Origin of the sequence: Burkholderia stagnalis (assembly GCF_039848545.1) — a bacterium.
Classification (GTDB): Bacteria; Pseudomonadota; Gammaproteobacteria; order Burkholderiales; family Burkholderiaceae; genus Burkholderia; species Burkholderia stagnalis.
Genome location: NZ_CP156685.1, coordinates 1,158,129 through 1,174,347 on the forward strand (window position 1 = coordinate 1,158,129; position 16,219 = coordinate 1,174,347).

Consider the following 16,219-nt stretch of genomic DNA (forward strand, 5'->3'; position numbering starts at 1 on the left):
AAAACTGCACCGGGTTATCCCGTAAGCAGCGGTTTTTCGGGGGGGCGAATACGCGCGCCGATTAATGGGGCGAGTACGCCGGTCCCGCTATCATCTGAATCCCTCAATTCGAATCGTCGCCACGTGATGCGCTTGCTCGGAATCGATCTCGGCACCGGCTCGGTGAAACTCGTCACGCTCGACGCCGACGGCGTCGAACGGGCGGTCGCGAGCGAACCTTATGCACTGTCGTCGCCGCAGCCCGGCTGGGCGGAAATCGCGCCGGATGCGTGGTGGCAGGCGCTCGTACGCGCGGCCGCGCGGCTGCCCGCCGACGAGCGCGCGCAGGTTCGCGCGATCGGCTTTTCCGGGCAGATGCACGGCGTCGTGCTGCTCGATGCGGCCGGCCGCCCGGTGCGGCCCGCGCTGCTCTGGCCCGACACGCGCGCCGTGCGCTTCGCCGACGCGGCCGACTGGCCGGACGGCGCGAACCCGGTCGCGCCGGGCATGGCGGGCCCGCTGCTGCGCTGGGTTGCCGCGCACGAGCCGGCCGCATGGCGCGCCGCGCGCTGGGCCGTGCAGCCGAAGGACTGGTTGCGCGTCGTGCTTGGCGGCGAGATGGCCGCCGATCCGAGCGATGCGTGCGCGACCGCGCTCGCGGCGCCGGACGGCGCGTGGGATGCGGCGCTGCTCGGCCGCTTCGGCTTGCGGCGCGAACTGTTCGCGCCGCTGCGCGCGTCGGGCGCGCCGTGCGGCGTGCTCGCCGCCGAGCCGGCCGCGGCGCTCGGCCTGCCGGCCGGCGTGCCGCTCGCGACCGGCGCGGCCGATACCGCGTGCGCGGCGCTGGGCAGCGGGCTCGTCGCCGACGGCGACGCGCTGCTGACCACCGGCAGCGGCGGGCAGATCGTCGTGCTCGCGGGCCAGTTGCCGGCCGCGCGGCGCGGGCTGCATCGCTATCGCGCGGCGGCGGGCAGCGGCTACTACACGATGGCGGCGATGCAGAACGTCGGGCTCGCGCTCGAAGCGGCGCGCGGCTGGCTCGGCTATGCGGACTGGCCGGCCGCCTACGACGACGCGTTCGCGCAGCCCGCATCGGAACGGCTGTGCTTCCTGCCCTACCTGAGCGGCGAGCGCTCGCCGTGGATGAACCCGGATGCGCGCGGCGGCTGGCTCGGCCTCGGGCTCGGCGACACGCGCGGCGCGATGATGCGCGCGGCGTTCGAAGGCGTTGCGTTCGCACTGCGGGCGGGGCTCGATGCGATTCGCGGAACGGGCGATGCCGACGCGGCCCGCGTGCCGGTCGCGTCGCTGCGCCTCGCGGGCGGCGGCTCGGTCGATCCGCGCTGGCGGCAGTTGCTGGCCGATGCGCTCGACGCGTCGCTCGAGGCGGTCGATTGCCCGAACGCGGCGACCCGCGGCGCGGCGCTGCTTGCGGGCGTCGCGCTCGGCCACTGGCGCGAGGACGCGCTGCGCGCGCTCGCGCCGGGCGCGTCGCGGGTGGCTGCGCCGCGCGGCGACGCGGCGCTCGCGGTGCGGCATGCGCGCTTCATCGACCTCTATGCGCGAACCGATGCATGGTTCACGATGGGCGTTTAAACTCGGGCACTTGTCGTTTTGCGTCATCGATGACGCATTCCGGCAACCTGGCGGCTGTTTCGCGCACGTGGCGCGTGCGGCGATCGGCCATCATGGCGAGCACGATTTCATTTCGCCGTGCCGCGCGCGACGACGCGCGGCGCGGCCATGTCTATTGATAGGAGTCACACGATGAAGACGAAAGCCGCGATTGCATGGAAGGCGGGTGCGCCGCTGACGATCGAGGAAGTCGATCTGGAAGGGCCGCGCGCGGGCGAGGTGCTGATCGAGGTGAAGGCGACGGGCATCTGCCATACCGACTACTACACGCTGTCGGGCGCGGACCCGGAAGGGATCTTCCCGGCGATTCTCGGTCACGAAGGCGCGGGCGTCGTGGTCGACGTCGGCCCCGGCGTCGGCACGGTGAGGAAGGGCGATCACGTGATTCCGCTCTACACGCCGGAATGCCGCGAGTGCAAGTTCTGCCTGTCGCGCAAGACGAACCTGTGCCAGAAGATCCGCGCGACGCAGGGCAAGGGCCTGATGCCCGACGCGACGTCGCGCTTCTCGCTCGACGGCAAGCCGATCTTCCACTACATGGGCACGTCGACGTTCTCGAACTACATCGTGGTGCCGGAGATCGCCGTCGCGAAGGTGCGCGAGGACGCACCGTTCGACAAGATCTGCTACATCGGCTGCGGCGTGACGACGGGCGTCGGCGCGGTGGTGTACTCGGCGAAGGTCGAGGCGGGCGCGAACGTGGTCGTGTTCGGGCTGGGCGGCATCGGCCTGAACGTGATCCAGGGCGCGAAGATGGTCGGCGCGGACAAGATCATCGGCGTCGACATCAACCCGAAGCGCGTCGAGCTCGCGAAGAAGTTCGGGATGACGCACTTCATCAACCCGAACGAAGTCGAGAACGTGGTCGACCACATCGTGCAGCTCACCGACGGCGGCGCGGACTACTCGTTCGAATGCGTGGGCAACGTGAAGCTGATGCGCCAGGCGCTCGAATGCACGCACAAGGGCTGGGGCCAGTCGTTCATCATCGGCGTGGCCGCGGCGGGCGAGGAAATCAGCACGCGGCCGTTCCAGCTCGTGACGGGCCGCGAATGGAAGGGCTCGGCGTTCGGCGGCGCGCGCGGCCGCACCGACGTGCCGAAGATCGTCGACTGGTACATGGAAGGCAAGCTCAACATCGACGACCTGATCACGCACACGCTGCCGCTCGAGAGGATCAACGACGGCTTCGACCTGATGAAGAAGGGCGAGTCGATCCGCTCGGTCGTGCTGTACTGATCGCGGAGCGACGACGATGCTCGAACTCGTTTCGTCACACGCGTGCCACGGCGGCGAGCAGCGCTTCTATCGGCATGACTCCGCGGTGATCGGCCTGCCGATGAAGTTCGCCGTGTACCTGCCGCCGCAGGCCGCGCACGGCCGCGTGCCGGCGCTGTTCTATCTGGCAGGGCTGACCTGCACCGAGGAGACCTTCGCGATCAAGGGCGGCGCGCAGCAATACGCGGCGCAGCACGGGCTTGCGCTCGTGATGCCCGACACGAGCCCGCGCGGCGCGGGCGTGCCGGGCGAGACCGACGCGTGGGACTTCGGCGCAGGCGCGGGCTTCTATGTCGATGCGACCGAAGCGCCGTGGTCGACGCATTACCGGATGGACTCGTATGTCGTCGACGAGCTGCGCGAGACGGTGACGGCCGAGCTGCCGATCGACGGCGCGCGGCTCGGCATTTTCGGCCACTCGATGGGCGGGCACGGCGCGCTCGTGCTCGCGCTGCGCAATCCGGACGTGTATCGCTCGGTGTCGGCGTTCGCGCCGATCGCCGCGCCGACGCGCTGCCCGTGGGGCGAGAAGGCGTTCTCAGGCTACCTGGGCGCGGATCGCGACGCGTGGAAGCGCTACGACGCGAGCGAGCTGGTCGCGCGCGCCGACGCGCGGAAGTTCACGGAAGGGATCCTCGTCGATCAGGGGCTCGCCGATCAATTCCTCGCGAACCAGCTGAATCCCGACGTGTTCGAGGCGGCCTGCGCGGCGGCGGGCCAGCCGCTGACGCTGCGGCGGCATGCGGGTTACGACCACGGGTACTACTTCATCTCGACGTTCATCGCGGATCACATCGCGCATCATGCGCGGGTGCTCGGGCGATGACGGTGTGACCCGCGTCATGCGGGATGCGCAATGAAAAACGCCGGCGTGGCCTTCGAAGGCACGCCGGCGTTTTTCATGATGCACGCAGTCGCGCTGCCGCGCGCGTCATGCATGCCGCCGCAACAGGCTCGCCCCATACACGAGCGCCGACAGCGCGGTGATCCAGAAACTCGTCGGCCAGTCGGTGTGATACGCGAGCGTGATCCCGGCCCACGCTTCGAACAGCGCGAACAGCGCGGCGAGCACGACGCCCGTCGACAGCCGCGTCGACACGTTCTGCGCGGCGGCGGCCGGGCCGACCAGCAGCGTGAACACGAGCAGCACGCCGACGATCTGCGTGGCCGCGGCAACCGCCAGCGCGCACACCGCGAGGAACAGCACCGACACCGCGCGCAGCGATACGCCCTTCGCTTCGGCGAGCTCGGGCTGCAGCGACGCGAACAGCAGCGGGCGCGCCATCAGCGCGAGCGCCGCGAGGCTCACCGCGCCGATCCCGGCCAGCACCGCGAGCGTGTCGTGGCTGACGGCCAGCACGTTGCCGAACAGCAGCGCCGTCACCTGCGTCGCGAACGACGTATAGAAATGCAGGAACAGCAGGCCGCAGCCAAGCGCGACCGACAGGATCACGCCGATCGCGACGTCGCGCCCCGCGAGCCGCTCGCCGAGCGCGCCCATGCCGATGCCGGCCGCGAGCGTGAAGCCCACCATCCCCCAGATCGGCGAGATGCCGAGCAGCACCGCGCCGGTCGCGCCGGTGAAGCCGACGTGGGACAGCGCGTGGCCGGCGAAGGTCTGCCCGCGCAGCACCAGGAAGTAGCCGACGATGCCCGCGAGCACCGCGACGATTCCCGACGCCGCGAAGGCGTTGATCATGAAATCGTATTCAAACATCGTGTGATTGCCCGCTCGCGTGAGGGTGCGCGTGTCCGTGGTGGTGATGGCCGTGGCCGCCGTGCGCGTGGCCGTGGCCGTCGTCGTCGCCTTCGTGCTCGTGGTCGTGCTTCTCGACCTCCACGTCGCCCGACATCACGAAGATCCTGCCGTTCACGCGCATCACGTCGATCGGCGAGCCGTACAGCCGCGACAGCACCGGCTTCGTGATCACCTCGTCGACGGTGCCGAGCGCCGCGACGCCGTTGCCGAGATACAGCACGCGGTCGAGCGCGTTGAGCAGCGGGTTCAGTTCGTGCGCGGAGAACAGCACGGTGATGCCGAGCTCGCGCTGCACGCGCCGCACCAGCTCGACGACGCCGCGCTGGTGGTTCGGATCGAGGCTGATCAGCGGCTCGTCGAGCAGCAGCAGCCCCGGGCTGCCGAGCAGGCATTGCGCGAGCAGCAGCCGCTGCCGTTCGCCGCCGGACAGCTCCGACAGCGGCCGGCGCGCGAGCGCGCGGCCGTCGACGAGCTCGAGCACGCGGTCGACGTCGCGCCGGGTCGCGGCGTTCGCATGCGGCAGGCCCCAGCGGTGCCCGTCGGCGGCCATCGCGACGAAGTCGTAGCCGCGCATCCGGCGGCTCGCGAGGCCGCTCCGGATCTGCGGCATGTAGCCGATCGACGGGTTGCCGCGCGCGACCGGCGTGCCGCCGACGCGCAGCGCGCCGCCGGCCACCGGCACGAGGCCGAGCACCGCGCGCATCAGCGTGGTCTTGCCGGCGCCGTTCGGCCCGAGCACGCCGACGAACTCGCCGGGCTCGATCGAGAAGCTGACGTCGCGCAGGATCGTGCGTCCGCCCAGGTCGAGCGTGACGTGATCGAGTTCGAGGGCGTGAGGCGTCGCGCTCATGGCTTGCTGCCGGAAAGCGCCTTGCCGAGCGCGTCGAGCTCGCCCAGCATCCATTGCTGGAAGGTCTTGCCGGCCGGCTGCGTCTCGGTGACGCTCACGGTCGGCACGCCGGCGTCGCGCGCGAGCTTCAGCATGCGCTTCGTCATCGGCTCCTCGGCCTGGCTGTTGTAGATCAGCGCGCGTACCTGCTTCTTGCGCAGGTCGTTCTCGAACGCGGCGATGTCCGACGCGCTCGCCTCGGTGTCGTTCATCGTCGCGAGCTGGAAGCGCTGGTTGCGCATCTCGACGCCGATCGCGTCGGCGAGATAGCCGAGCACGGGTTCGGTGGCGGTCACCGGCACGCCCTTGTACTGCGCGCGCAGCGCGGCGACCTTGTCGTCGATCGGCTTCAGCGACGCGACGAACTTCGCGAGGTTCGCATCGTAGTCGGCCTGGTTCGCCGGGTCCGCGCGGCCCAGCGCCGCGGCGATCGCGCGCGCGGCGGCCGGCATCGTCGCCGGGTCGTACCACAGGTGCGGGTTGTCGCCGGCCTTCTTGCCGACCAGATCGGCGACGACGATCGTCGCGCGCTTCGCCTGCTTCGACGCGCCGAGCAGCTTGGCCATCCACGGATCGTAGTTGGCGCCGTTGTAGATCACGAGCTGCGCCTGCTGCAGCGCGCGCGCGGTTTTCGGGCTCGCCTCGAACAGGTGCGGATCCTGGTCGGGGTTGCTGAGGATGCTCGTCACCGCGACGTGGCGGCCGCCGATCTGCGACGCGACGTCGCCGTAGAAATTCTCGGCCGCGACCACGTTCACGGCCGCCGCCTGCGCGAGCGCGGGCACGGCGAGCGACAGCGCGGCGAGGCCGGCGGCGAGCCAGCGGACGGGACGCGCAACACGCGTCGGGGCGGGCAGCGGCGCACGCAGCGGCGCGCGCGTCAGGGCATGGGACATGAATCTCCTCGTGTGGAAAGCGCGGCGTCAGCGCTGCGCCGGTTTGGCCTTGCAGTGCCCGCACAGGCCGCTCAGCTCGACGACCTGGTGGTGCACCTCGAAACCGTGCGCGGGCGCGCTCGCGGACAACTGCTTCGCGAGGTCGCCGCCGGGAATCTCGACGGTCTCGCCGCAGGCTTCGCAGATCAGGAACTGGCCTTCGTGCGGCACCCCGATCTCGCAGCACGCGAAGAACGCGTTCTTCGATTCGATCCGATGGATGAAGCCGTGCTCGACGAGGAAATCCAGCGCGCGATACACGGTCGTGGGCGGCACCCGGCCGCGCTGCGGCTCGAGTTCGGCGAGCAGGTCGTACGCGCCGATCGGGCGCTGCGCGGCGAGCACGCGTTCGTAGACCTGCCGGCGCAGCGGCGTCCACGCGAGGCCGTGCTCCGCGGCGAACGCGTCGGCGCGCGCGAGCCGCTCGGCGATCGATGCGTGTGACGCATGTGACGCATGTGACGATGAAGTAGCCATGGCGCAATACGGGCGATGGGAACGAGAATATCGCGATGATATAACGTATCGCACCGCCGCGCATGCGGCCAGCCGACACGTTCGTGTCGATCCGCGCCGCACACAATCCCGCTGCGCCTTGCCCGGCCGGCGTCCGCCGCCATTCCTCGCACGCCGTCGTGCCGCACCGCATCATCGAAACCGGTGCGATCCGCCTTGACAGCCTCGGTTCCGTATCCGATCATTTGATCGCAAGCAGAGCAATTATTCGTGTCGCGAGCAATCGCTCACCCGGCGGCACGTCGCACAACGCAGAACGAACCGGAGACAGCCAGTGAGATTGCAGGACAAGGTCGCGATCCTGACGGGCGCCGCAAGCGGCATCGGCGAAGCGGTCGCGCAACGCTATCTGGACGAGGGCGCGCGCTGCGTGCTCGTCGACGTGAAGCCGGCCGGCGGATCGCTCGCGCGGCTCATCGAAGCCCATCCGGGCCGCGCGATCGCGGTGAGCGCCGACGTCACCCGCCGCGACGACATCGCGCGCATCGTCGCCACCGCGGCCGAGCGATTCGGCGGCATCGACATCCTGTTCAACAACGCAGCGCTGTTCGACATGCGCCCGCTCCTCGACGAATCCTGGGACGTGTTCGACCGCCTGTTCGCGGTCAACGTGAAGGGGATGTTCTTCCTGATGCAGGCGGTCGCGCAGCGGATGGTCGAGCAGGGGCGCGGCGGCAAGATCGTCAACATGTCGTCGCAGGCCGGGCGGCGCGGCGAGGCGCTCGTGTCGCACTACTGCGCGACCAAGGCCGCGGTGATCAGCTACACGCAGTCGGCCGCGCTCGCGCTCGCGCCGCACCGGATCAACGTGAACGGGATCGCGCCGGGCGTGGTGGACACGCCGATGTGGGAGCAGGTCGACGCGCTGTTCGCGCGCTACGAGAACCGGCCGCTCGGCGAGAAGAAGCGGCTCGTCGGCGAAGCGGTGCCGCTCGGCCGGATGGGCGTGCCCGCCGACCTGACGGGCGCCGCGCTGTTCCTCGCGTCGGCCGATGCCGACTACGTGACCGCCCAGACGCTGAACGTCGACGGCGGCAACTGGATGAGCTGAGACAGGCGGCCCGCGCGCACGGAATGGGGCGGCAACCCGGCCGCCCGCGCGCTGGCCGACGACACATCGACACCATCAATAAAACACAGGAGACACGCCATGCAACGAAAATCGCCCCCCGCCGCCCGCCTGTTCGCGTGCGCCGCGCTCGCGACGGCTGCCTGCGGCGCGCACGCAGCGACGCTGACCGTCGCCACGCTGAACAATCCGGACATGATCGAGCTGAAGAAGCTGTCGCCCGCGTTCGAAAAGGCCAACCCCGACGTCAAGCTGAACTGGGTGATCCTCGAGGAGAACGTGCTGCGGCAGCGCGCGACCACCGACATCACGACCGGCAGCGGCCAGTTCGACGTCGTGATGATCGGTACCTACGAGACGCCGCAGTGGGGCAAGCGCGGCTGGCTCGCGCCGGTGACGAACCTGCCGGCCGACTACGACCTGAACGATGTCGTGAAGACCGCGCGCGACAGCCTGTCGTACAACGGCCAGCTGTACGCGCTGCCGTTCTATGTCGAGAGCTCGATGACGTTCTATCGCAAGGACCTGTTCGCGGCGAAGGGGTTGAAGATGCCCGACCAGCCGACCTACGACCAGATTGCCGAGTTCGCGGACAAGCTGACCGACAAGTCGAACGGCGTGTACGGGATCTGCCTGCGCGGCAAGGCCGGCTGGGGCGAGAACATGGCATACCTGTCGACCGTGGTGAACACGTTCGGCGGCCGCTGGTTCGACGAGAAATGGAATGCGCAGCTCACGTCGCCGGAATGGAAGAAGGCGGTCACGTTCTACGTGAACCTGCTGAAGAAGAACGGCCCGCCGGGCGCGAGTTCGAACGGCTTCAACGAGAACCTGACGCTGACCGCGTCCGGCAAGTGCGCGATGTGGATCGACGCGACGGTTGCGGCGGGGATCCTCTACAACAAGCAGCAGTCGCAGGTCTCGGACAAGATCGGCTATGCGGCCGCGCCGGTCGCGGCGACGCCGAAGGGCTCGCACTGGCTGTGGGCGTGGGCGCTCGCGATCCCGAAGACGTCGAAGCAGCAGGACGCGGCAAGGAAGTTCATCGCGTGGGCGACGTCGAAGCAGTACATCGAGATGGTCGGCAAGGATGAAGGCTGGGCGTCGGTGCCGCCAGGCACGCGCACGTCGACCTACCAGCGCGCCGAGTACAAGGCCGCCGCACCGTTCTCCGATTTCGTGCTGAAGGCGATCCAGACGGCCGACCCGACCGATCCGTCCGCGAAGAAGGTGCCGTACACGGGCGTGCAATACGTCGGGATTCCTGAATTCCAGTCGTTCGGCACGGTGGTCGGGCAGAGCGTCGCGGGCGCGGTGGCGGGGCAATCGAGCGTCGACCAGGCGCTCGCGGCCGGGCAGGCCGCGGCCGACCGCGCGGTGCGGCAGGCCGGCTACCAGAAGTAACGCGCCGCGCGCCGCGCCGTCGTGCGCGGCGCGCGACAACGCAGCAAGGCGGGCAGGCCGTTGCGCCCGCGTTTCAATCGGAGGTGGTCCCGATCATGCGTCACTTACGTCTTCCCCTGAGCCATGCGGCGCCGGTCGGCGATGCGCCGCCGGGCGCCGCGCCCGGCCGCCCGCGCGGCGGCGCGAGCTGGCTCGTGTCGCCGTCCGTCGCGGTGCTGCTGCTGTGGATGTCGATTCCGCTCGCGATGACGATCTGGTTCTCGTTCTCGCGCTACAACCTGCTGAACCCGGACGTGAAGGGTTTCGCGGGCCTCGACAACTACCGGTTCCTCGCAACCGATCCGTCGTTCCTGCCGGCGATCTGGCACACGCTCGCGCTGATCGGCGCGGTGCTCGCGATCACCGTGATCGGCGGCGTGCTGATGGCGGTGCTGTTCGACCGCAAGTTCTACGGGCAGGGCATCGCGCGCCTGTTCGCGATCGCGCCGTTCTTCGTGATGCCGACGGTCTCCGCGCTGATCTGGAAGAACATGATCCTGCACCCGGTGTACGGGCTCGTCGCGAACGCGATGCGCGCGCTCGGCATGACGCCGATCGACTGGTTCGCCGACTATCCGCTCACCGCGGTGGTGATCATCGTCGCATGGCAGTGGCTGCCGTTCGCGTTCCTGATCCTGTTCACCGCGATCCAGTCGCTCGACCAGGAGCAGAAGGAGGCCGCGCGCATCGACGGCGCCGGCCCGATCGCGATGTTCTTCTACATCACGCTGCCGCACCTGAAGCGCGCGATCGCGGTGGTCGTGATGATGGAGACGATCTTCCTGCTGTCGATCTTCGCGGAGATCTACACGACGACGGGCGGCGGCCCCGGCAACGCGACGACCAACCTGTCGTACCTGATCTACGCGCTCGGCCTGCAGCAGTTCGACGTCGGCCTCGCGTCGGCGGGCGGGATCCTCGCCGTCGTCGTCGCGAACGTCGTGTCGTTCTTCCTGGTACGGATGCTCGCGCGCAACCTTAAGGGGGAGTACGAGAAATGAGCGACCTGACTCTCGATGCCGGCCGGCGCATGCCGGCGGTGTTCGGCCTCGTGCGGCGCGCGCTGCCCGGCGCGTTCGCGTGGCTGATCGCGCTGCTGCTGTTCTTCCCGATCTTCTGGATGGCGATCACCGCGTTCAAGACCGAGCAGCAGGCGTATGCGTCGACGCTGTTCTTCATGCCAACGCTCGACAGCTTCCGCGAGGTGCTCGCGCGCAGCGACTACTTCGCATTCGCGTGGAACTCGGTGCTGATCTCGGCGGGCGTCACGGCGATCTGCCTGCTGTTCGCGGTGCCGGCCGCGTACGCGATGGCGTTCTTCCCGAACCGCCGCACGCAGAAGGTGCTGCTGTGGATGCTGTCGACCAAGATGATGCCGTCGGTCGGCGTGCTGGTGCCGATCTACCTGCTGTGGAAGAACGCGGGCCTGCTCGACACCGTGTCGGGGCTCGTGATCGTCTACACGCTGATCAACCTGCCGATCGCGGTGTGGATGACGTTCACCTACTTCAACGAGATTCCGAAGGACATCCTCGAGGCAGGCCGCATCGACGGCGCGTCGACGTGGCAGGAGATCGTCTACCTGCTGATGCCGATGGCGCTGCCGGGGCTCGCGTCCACCGCGCTGCTGCTCGTGATCCTGTCGTGGAACGAGGCGTTCTGGAGCATCAACCTGTCGAGCTCGAACGCGGCGCCGCTGACGGTGTTCATCGCGTCGTACTCGAGCCCCGAGGGGCTGTTCTGGGCGAAGCTGTCCGCCGCTTCGCTGCTCGCGGTCGCGCCGATCCTGATCGTCGGCTGGCTGTCGCAGAAGCAGCTCGTGCGCGGGCTCACGTTCGGGGCGGTGAAATGAGTGCCGTCGGAGAAGGTGCTGCCGGCGAACGTGTGAGCGACATGCAGCACGACGGCGTGCTGATCTGCGACTGCGACGGCGTGCTGATCGACAGCGAGGCGGTGGCCGCCGACGTGCTGGTGCGCGAGCTCGAAGCGCGCTGGCCCGGCGTCGACGCGCGGCCGGTCGTGATGCCGCTGCTCGGCCTGCGGATCGAACGCGTGCTGGCCGGCGCGAGCGACGCGGCGGGCCGTGCGCTGGGCGTGGCCGACGTCGACGCGATCCGGCGCGCGGTCGAGGCGGCGGCCGTGAACGCGCCGGCCGTCGACGGCATCGCCGCCGCGCTCGACGCGCTGTCGCTTCCGATCGCGTGCGCAAGCAACAGCTACCGCGCGTACGTCGAGGCGGCGCTCGCGCGCACGGGCCTCAAGCGCTTCTTCGGCGAGCGGCTGTTCTGCGCGGACGCCGTCGCGCGCCCGAAGCCCGCGCCGGACGTGTATCTCGCGGCCGCGCACGCGCTCGGCGCGTCGCCTGCGCAATGCCTCGTCGTCGAGGACAGCACGGCCGGCATCACCGCGGCGGCCGCGGCCGGCATGACGGTGCTCGGCTTCGTCGGCGCGGGGCACGCATCGCCCGCGCAGGTCGACGCGCTGCGCGGCATCGGCGCGCGGCACGTGTTCGACGACATGCGCGAGCTGCCCGGCTACGTCGCGCGCTGGCAGGCGACGGGCGCGGTGCTGCCGCACTGAACCACGCGCCGCGCGCGCGGCGCATCAAACGAATTCAACGGATTCAACGAATCCAACGGAGACAGATCATGGCAAGCGTGATCCTGCGCAACATCGCGAAGCGCTACGACGACAACGACGTGCTGCGCGACGTGAACCTCGACATCGCCGACGGCGAGTTCGTCGTGTTCGTCGGCCCGAGCGGCTGCGGCAAATCCACCCTGATGCGGATGATCGCGGGGCTCGAGGACATCTCGAGCGGCGACCTGCTGATCGACGGCGCGAAGGTGAACGACGTGCCGAGCGCGAAGCGCGGCATCGCGATGGTATTCCAGTCGTATGCGCTGTACCCGCACATGACGCTGTACGACAACATGGCGTTCGGCCTGAAGCTCGCCGGCGCGAAGAAGCCCGAGATCGACCAGGCCGTGAAGCAGGCCGCGAAGATCCTGCACATCGACCACCTGCTCGACCGCAAGCCGAAGCAGCTGTCGGGCGGCCAGCGGCAGCGCGTCGCGATCGGCCGCGCGATCACGCGCAAGCCGAAAGTGTTCCTGTTCGACGAGCCGCTGTCGAACCTCGACGCGGCGCTGCGCGTGAAGATGCGGCTGGAATTCGCGCGGCTGCACGACGAGCTGAAGACGACGATGATCTACGTGACGCACGACCAGGTCGAGGCGATGACGCTCGCGGACAAGATCGTCGTGCTGTCGGGCGGCAGCGTGCAGCAGGTCGGCACGCCGAACACGCTGTACCACGCGCCGGCGAACCAGTTCGTCGCGGGCTTCATCGGCTCGCCGAAGATGAACTTCCTGAAGGGCACGGTCGAAGCGGTCGACGCGGACGGCGTGCTGGTGCGCTTCGACAGCGGCGAGACTCAGCGCGTCGCGGTGGACGCGGGCGGGCTGCAGCGCGGCGCGGCGGTGACGGTCGGCGTGCGGCCCGAGCATCTGAGGGTCGGGGCAGGGGCCGACGGCGTTGCCGCGCGAACGATGGCCGTCGAATCGCTCGGGGATGCCGCGTACCTGTATGCGGAGTCGGCCGTCGCGCCGGACGGGCTGATCGCGCGGATTCCGCCGCTCGACACGTATCGCACCGGCGAGGCGCTGCGCGTGCAGGCGGACGCCGGGCACTGCCACCTGTTCGACGAGCAGGGGCAGGCGTTCCGGCGGCTCAGCCCGCATGCGAAGGCGGCTTGAACACGTCAGAGCGTGTTGTGAACTTTCGTTCGACGGAGGCAAGATGCCGGGATGAATTCCCGCGAGCACTATTCGACCTATAGTGGTTGCGGCGCTACCGTATCCCGGTACGGACTATTGAGGCTATCGACCCGTACAACATTTATTCGGGCAATCAGGCTCGAACGAAATCTCGACACGTCGCCCGTTATCCACGTCTCGATGTGAATAGACGCGCGCGCTCGCTTTTACTGTCCCACGTAGAAAGTGCAGTTGCTCAAGCAATGTGCGACCGGATTCTAAGCGTGATTGCGCAAGTTGTTGCGGGTGCTGTTCACTTTCTTCAGCGTGCCCGCTGACGAGTATTTCTTCCTTTGTCGTGTGATTTGCGTAAGAAATTTTCTGGTCGATTGCCCAGTTTGCGAGCCGGACAATTTCTGCATTCGGTACGGTCGCGCTGTTGATGGGGAAATAAATATCAAAATTCTCGCTTGCCGTACACGCAAACGTGGGGCTGGAAATGAGGAGGCAGAAGCCAGGGATGGATTTAAGCATTGTAGATGACGTATCCGGAAATGCTGTCAGCGTTGTTTATGGCTTGGTCTGGGTTTTCTGCTCCAAAGGTCAAGCATTGATTCATGAAGTAGCGATGATCTTTGGTGCTCATTGTGTCGCTAAAATGGCTGGCTTCATGAATAAGTGTGGAGACAACGGAGTCTTTATCCCAAGAGAAGTCGCGCATCGAGCAGAAGTCGAGATGTATCGCAATTGTATGGGTTTCGGTATCCGGCGAGCAAACAGACGCGACAACACCAGATTTGTTCGGATTCGGAACGCAGCCAATATGTACGTGCCGTTCACTATCCCAGCGAGTGAAGTTATAACCCGTGAGTCCCTTCAGCACTCTTGTGATTGCAGTCAATCCGTTGATCAGTTTTGCTCGCGTGTCTTCATCATGCCTGCCAAACCATTGTTGCACACGCGCTTTGTCGACCGCAGCCCAGCGCTGCAAATCATGAAGCCTCGCCGCAATAAGGGAGACGGCTTGATCTCGCTTATTCAATGCCATCTCCCGAAACTCCTTGTTTGTCATGTTCGGGCATATTTTTTCGGTGTTGATCATGACCTCAACCACCGATCCGGGGTTTGTATTGGTGACGGCGCCTGAATGGACGAGAAACCAATTGCCGTCGTCATTCGCATCAAAATTTTTCATTGAATGAGTCTCCCGTCGTATAAATTTTAAGGATGATGGTAAATCCGTCCAGATGCGATTTGTTTGTCCTGCGGTGTTCGTTATACCGGTAAAAGTCTGACTGCAACCGGTAACGATTCGGTAGCTTATGTCAGCCATCGGTCGGTCGGTTTTCGCGTCGAGCAACACGTATTGCTCGTCGTGTTCGACACTTACCGCCGTGTCGGCGGCGAGGCCATCGGTCAGCCTCGCTACGGGGCCGGAGTCTAGGTCAATATATGAGACGTTCTGAGACGCGAGCAGGCGAGGACTTGGCTCACATTTACACACGCACAAGTCATCGTTAAGCGCGACCTCTCTACCGTCCGGATCTGTCGTCGGCAGACGCGGGCCATCGCAGACCATATATCCGGTCGATTGACGAGCGGGACACCACACCTTATCCCGCTCGTAAGCCCGTTCGCGATCATAGAGTCGGTCACTCGCGTCGCCAGTGATGACCGTGCCGCCCGCCGTTGTGCGGTCACCTTTGAAATGTCGTAGCGCCTCATGCCTGAGTATTTCCGCAATCGTCGCCGTAGCTGACTCGGGCAAGCACGGGCCCGACGACGGCAAGGCCCGTGGTGGCTTTGGTCACCCGATCGCCGCGCGCCGTAAGCGCACCGATGGTGGCGAAATGATGAGTCGGTGCCCTTTGCTGATTCTTCATCCAGATTCCCCGTCTTGAAAAAATGGCTGAGAATTACCCCGCGCTAAACTAGCGCGAAAGAGAAAGGGGAAGCAATCGGACGGATTCGAAATATGCATTACTAACTTATTAATAGCCGCTGCCCGACAGCAAATGGATGTGTACAAACAATTTCCGATGAGTTTCCGCGAGATGACGAGTCGGAATCGATCAGAGGCGCAGGTGCTGCGCCATGTAGTCGACGAACGCGCGCAGCTTCGGCGTCGGATGGCGGCCTGACGGCCACAGCACGTAGAACGGCGTGAGGCTCGCGACGTGTTCGTCGAGCACCGCGCGCAGCCTGCCGTCGGCGAGCCCGTCGTGCACGAAGAATTCGGGCAGGCAGGCGATGCCGAGCCCGCGCAGCGCGAAGCACAGGCGCGTTTCCGCGTTGTTGCTGACCATCGAGACGGGCACCTCGGGCTGCAGGCCCGAGTGCGGCGCGCGCAGCGGCCAGATTTCGAGCTTGCCGCTGCTGGGGAATCGATAGTGCAGGCAGCGGTGCATCGCGAGGTCGGCCGGCGTGCGCGGCGTGCCGTGCCGTTCGAGGTAGGCGGGCGAGGCGACGAGATGCTGGCGGAAATGGCCGAGCAGCCGCGACGACAGCCGCGAGTCGGACGGCCGGCCGGTGCGCAGCACCGCGTCGAAGCCTTCGTCGACGACGTCGACGAGCCGGTCGCTGAAATCGATATCGAGTTCGATCTCCGGATACGCGGCCATGAAGTCGGCGAGCACCGGCAGCAGCAGCGTGCCGATCGTCGGCAGGCTCACGCGCAGCCGCCCGCGCGGCGCTACGGCGCTGTGCGTCAGCTCCTGCTCGGCCGCGTCGATTTCGGCGAGCACGCGCCGGCACCGTTCGAGAAAGCGCGTGCCTTCGGCCGTCAGCGTGATGCTGCGCGTGCTGCGGTGAAAGAGCCGCACGTTCAGGCGCGCCTCGAGCCGCGCGATCCGCTTGCCGACCGCCGACGCCGACAGCCCGAGCGCGCGCCCGGCCGCGACGAAGCTGCGCGTTTCCGCGACCTGAACGAAGACGACGAAGCCGCCCAGACTTTCCATG

Annotated in this window: 18 protein-coding genes and 1 pseudogene; 10 read left to right on the top strand and 9 right to left on the bottom strand. The window is 67.3% G+C overall.

The genetic code is table 11. The annotated features are described in order from the left end of the window. Positions 1–126 precede the first annotated feature (126 nt). The 3 genes from ABFO07_RS05485 to fghA all read left to right on the top strand — a co-directional run bounded on the left by ABFO07_RS05485 (position 127) and on the right by fghA (position 3,718). Positions 127–1,575 carry a xylulokinase gene (locus ABFO07_RS05485; RefSeq protein WP_060149673.1) on the top strand — a complete coding sequence of 483 codons (1,449 nt, stop codon included), beginning with the start codon at positions 127–129 and terminating at the stop codon, positions 1,573–1,575. Positions 1,576–1,746: 171 nt separating this feature from the next. After that, on the top strand, positions 1,747–2,853 hold the full coding sequence (locus ABFO07_RS05490; protein ID WP_059802111.1) for an S-(hydroxymethyl)glutathione dehydrogenase/class III alcohol dehydrogenase: 1,107 nt from the start codon (positions 1,747–1,749) through the stop codon (positions 2,851–2,853). Between the two features lie 16 nt (positions 2,854–2,869). Beyond that, positions 2,870–3,718, top strand: a complete 849-nt coding sequence (gene fghA / locus ABFO07_RS05495; RefSeq protein ID WP_059906622.1) for an S-formylglutathione hydrolase — start codon at positions 2,870–2,872, stop codon at positions 3,716–3,718. 105 nt (positions 3,719–3,823) lie between these two features. On the opposite strand, the gene ABFO07_RS05500 is transcribed toward fghA, so the two are convergent. From ABFO07_RS05500 to ABFO07_RS05515, 4 genes are read right to left on the bottom strand one after another with little or no spacing between them, the layout of a single operon-like run. Next, positions 3,824–4,609 (bottom strand): metal ABC transporter permease, encoded by a 786-nt coding sequence (locus ABFO07_RS05500; protein WP_059879736.1) that lies wholly within the window; start codon positions 4,607–4,609, stop codon positions 3,824–3,826. Further along, complete coding sequence (locus tag ABFO07_RS05505; RefSeq protein ID WP_059802107.1) at positions 4,602–5,501, bottom strand: ABC transporter ATP-binding protein; 900 nt, start codon at positions 5,499–5,501, stop codon at positions 4,602–4,604. The genes ABFO07_RS05500 and ABFO07_RS05505 overlap by 8 nt, the downstream gene beginning before the upstream one ends. After that, on the bottom strand, positions 5,498–6,436 hold the full coding sequence (locus tag ABFO07_RS05510) for a metal ABC transporter solute-binding protein, Zn/Mn family (RefSeq protein ID WP_059802105.1): 939 nt from the start codon (positions 6,434–6,436) through the stop codon (positions 5,498–5,500). The genes ABFO07_RS05505 and ABFO07_RS05510 overlap by 4 nt, the downstream gene beginning before the upstream one ends. Before the next feature lie 27 nt (positions 6,437–6,463). Then, the gene (locus ABFO07_RS05515) at positions 6,464–6,952 is read right to left on the bottom strand and encodes a Fur family transcriptional regulator (protein ID WP_060149674.1); all 489 of its coding nucleotides are present in this window, start codon (positions 6,950–6,952) and stop codon (positions 6,464–6,466) included. Positions 6,953–7,035: 83 nt separating this feature from the next. Between ABFO07_RS05515 and ABFO07_RS05520 the strand changes: the two genes are divergently transcribed. From ABFO07_RS05520 to ABFO07_RS05550, 7 genes are all read left to right on the top strand, one after another. Continuing rightward, positions 7,036–7,269 (top strand): hypothetical protein, encoded by a 234-nt coding sequence (locus ABFO07_RS05520; RefSeq protein WP_155635998.1) that lies wholly within the window; start codon positions 7,036–7,038, stop codon positions 7,267–7,269. After that, a complete protein-coding gene (locus ABFO07_RS05525; RefSeq protein ID WP_059802103.1) occupies positions 7,266–8,042 on the top strand; it encodes an L-iditol 2-dehydrogenase in 777 nt (258 codons plus the stop codon). Before ABFO07_RS05520 ends, ABFO07_RS05525 begins: the two co-directional genes overlap by 4 nt. Positions 8,043–8,141: 99 nt before the next feature. Further along, positions 8,142–9,464 (top strand): ABC transporter substrate-binding protein, encoded by a 1,323-nt coding sequence (locus ABFO07_RS05530; protein WP_059802101.1) that lies wholly within the window; start codon positions 8,142–8,144, stop codon positions 9,462–9,464. A 95-nt stretch (positions 9,465–9,559) separates the two neighbouring features. Continuing rightward, on the top strand, positions 9,560–10,504 hold the full coding sequence (locus ABFO07_RS05535; RefSeq protein WP_059906637.1) for a carbohydrate ABC transporter permease: 945 nt from the start codon (positions 9,560–9,562) through the stop codon (positions 10,502–10,504). Further along, positions 10,501–11,355 (top strand): carbohydrate ABC transporter permease, encoded by an 855-nt coding sequence (locus tag ABFO07_RS05540; protein ID WP_059879731.1) that lies wholly within the window; start codon positions 10,501–10,503, stop codon positions 11,353–11,355. The genes ABFO07_RS05535 and ABFO07_RS05540 overlap by 4 nt, the downstream gene beginning before the upstream one ends. Further along, positions 11,352–12,083, top strand: a complete 732-nt coding sequence (locus tag ABFO07_RS05545; protein WP_059879729.1) for an HAD family hydrolase — start codon at positions 11,352–11,354, stop codon at positions 12,081–12,083. Before ABFO07_RS05540 ends, ABFO07_RS05545 begins: the two co-directional genes overlap by 4 nt. 68 nt (positions 12,084–12,151) lie before the next feature. Next, positions 12,152–13,261 carry an ABC transporter ATP-binding protein gene (locus tag ABFO07_RS05550; RefSeq protein ID WP_059802094.1) on the top strand — a complete coding sequence of 370 codons (1,110 nt, stop codon included), beginning with the start codon at positions 12,152–12,154 and terminating at the stop codon, positions 13,259–13,261. Between the two features lie 123 nt (positions 13,262–13,384). On the opposite strand, the gene ABFO07_RS05555 is transcribed toward ABFO07_RS05550, so the two are convergent. From ABFO07_RS05555 to ABFO07_RS05575, 5 genes and pseudogenes are all read right to left on the bottom strand, one after another. Next, positions 13,385–13,795: a hypothetical protein gene (locus tag ABFO07_RS05555; RefSeq protein WP_124490270.1), complete on the bottom strand. Its 411-nt coding sequence runs from the start codon at positions 13,793–13,795 to the stop codon at positions 13,385–13,387. Beyond that, positions 13,788–14,456: a M35 family metallo-endopeptidase gene (locus ABFO07_RS05560; protein WP_081070548.1), complete on the bottom strand. Its 669-nt coding sequence runs from the start codon at positions 14,454–14,456 to the stop codon at positions 13,788–13,790. The genes ABFO07_RS05555 and ABFO07_RS05560 overlap by 8 nt, the downstream gene beginning before the upstream one ends. A gap of 357 nt (positions 14,457–14,813) precedes the next feature. Beyond that, positions 14,814–15,050: pseudogene (locus ABFO07_RS05565) on the bottom strand (PAAR domain-containing protein); the annotation flags it as partial. Beyond that, positions 14,983–15,144, bottom strand: a complete 162-nt coding sequence (locus tag ABFO07_RS05570) for a hypothetical protein (protein WP_155628840.1) — start codon at positions 15,142–15,144, stop codon at positions 14,983–14,985. The pseudogene ABFO07_RS05565 and the gene ABFO07_RS05570, both read right to left, overlap by 68 nt. Positions 15,145–15,333: 189 nt before the next feature. Continuing rightward, positions 15,334–16,218, bottom strand: a complete 885-nt coding sequence (locus ABFO07_RS05575; protein WP_059906625.1) for a LysR family transcriptional regulator — start codon at positions 16,216–16,218, stop codon at positions 15,334–15,336. Between the last annotated feature and the right edge of the window lies 1 nt (position 16,219).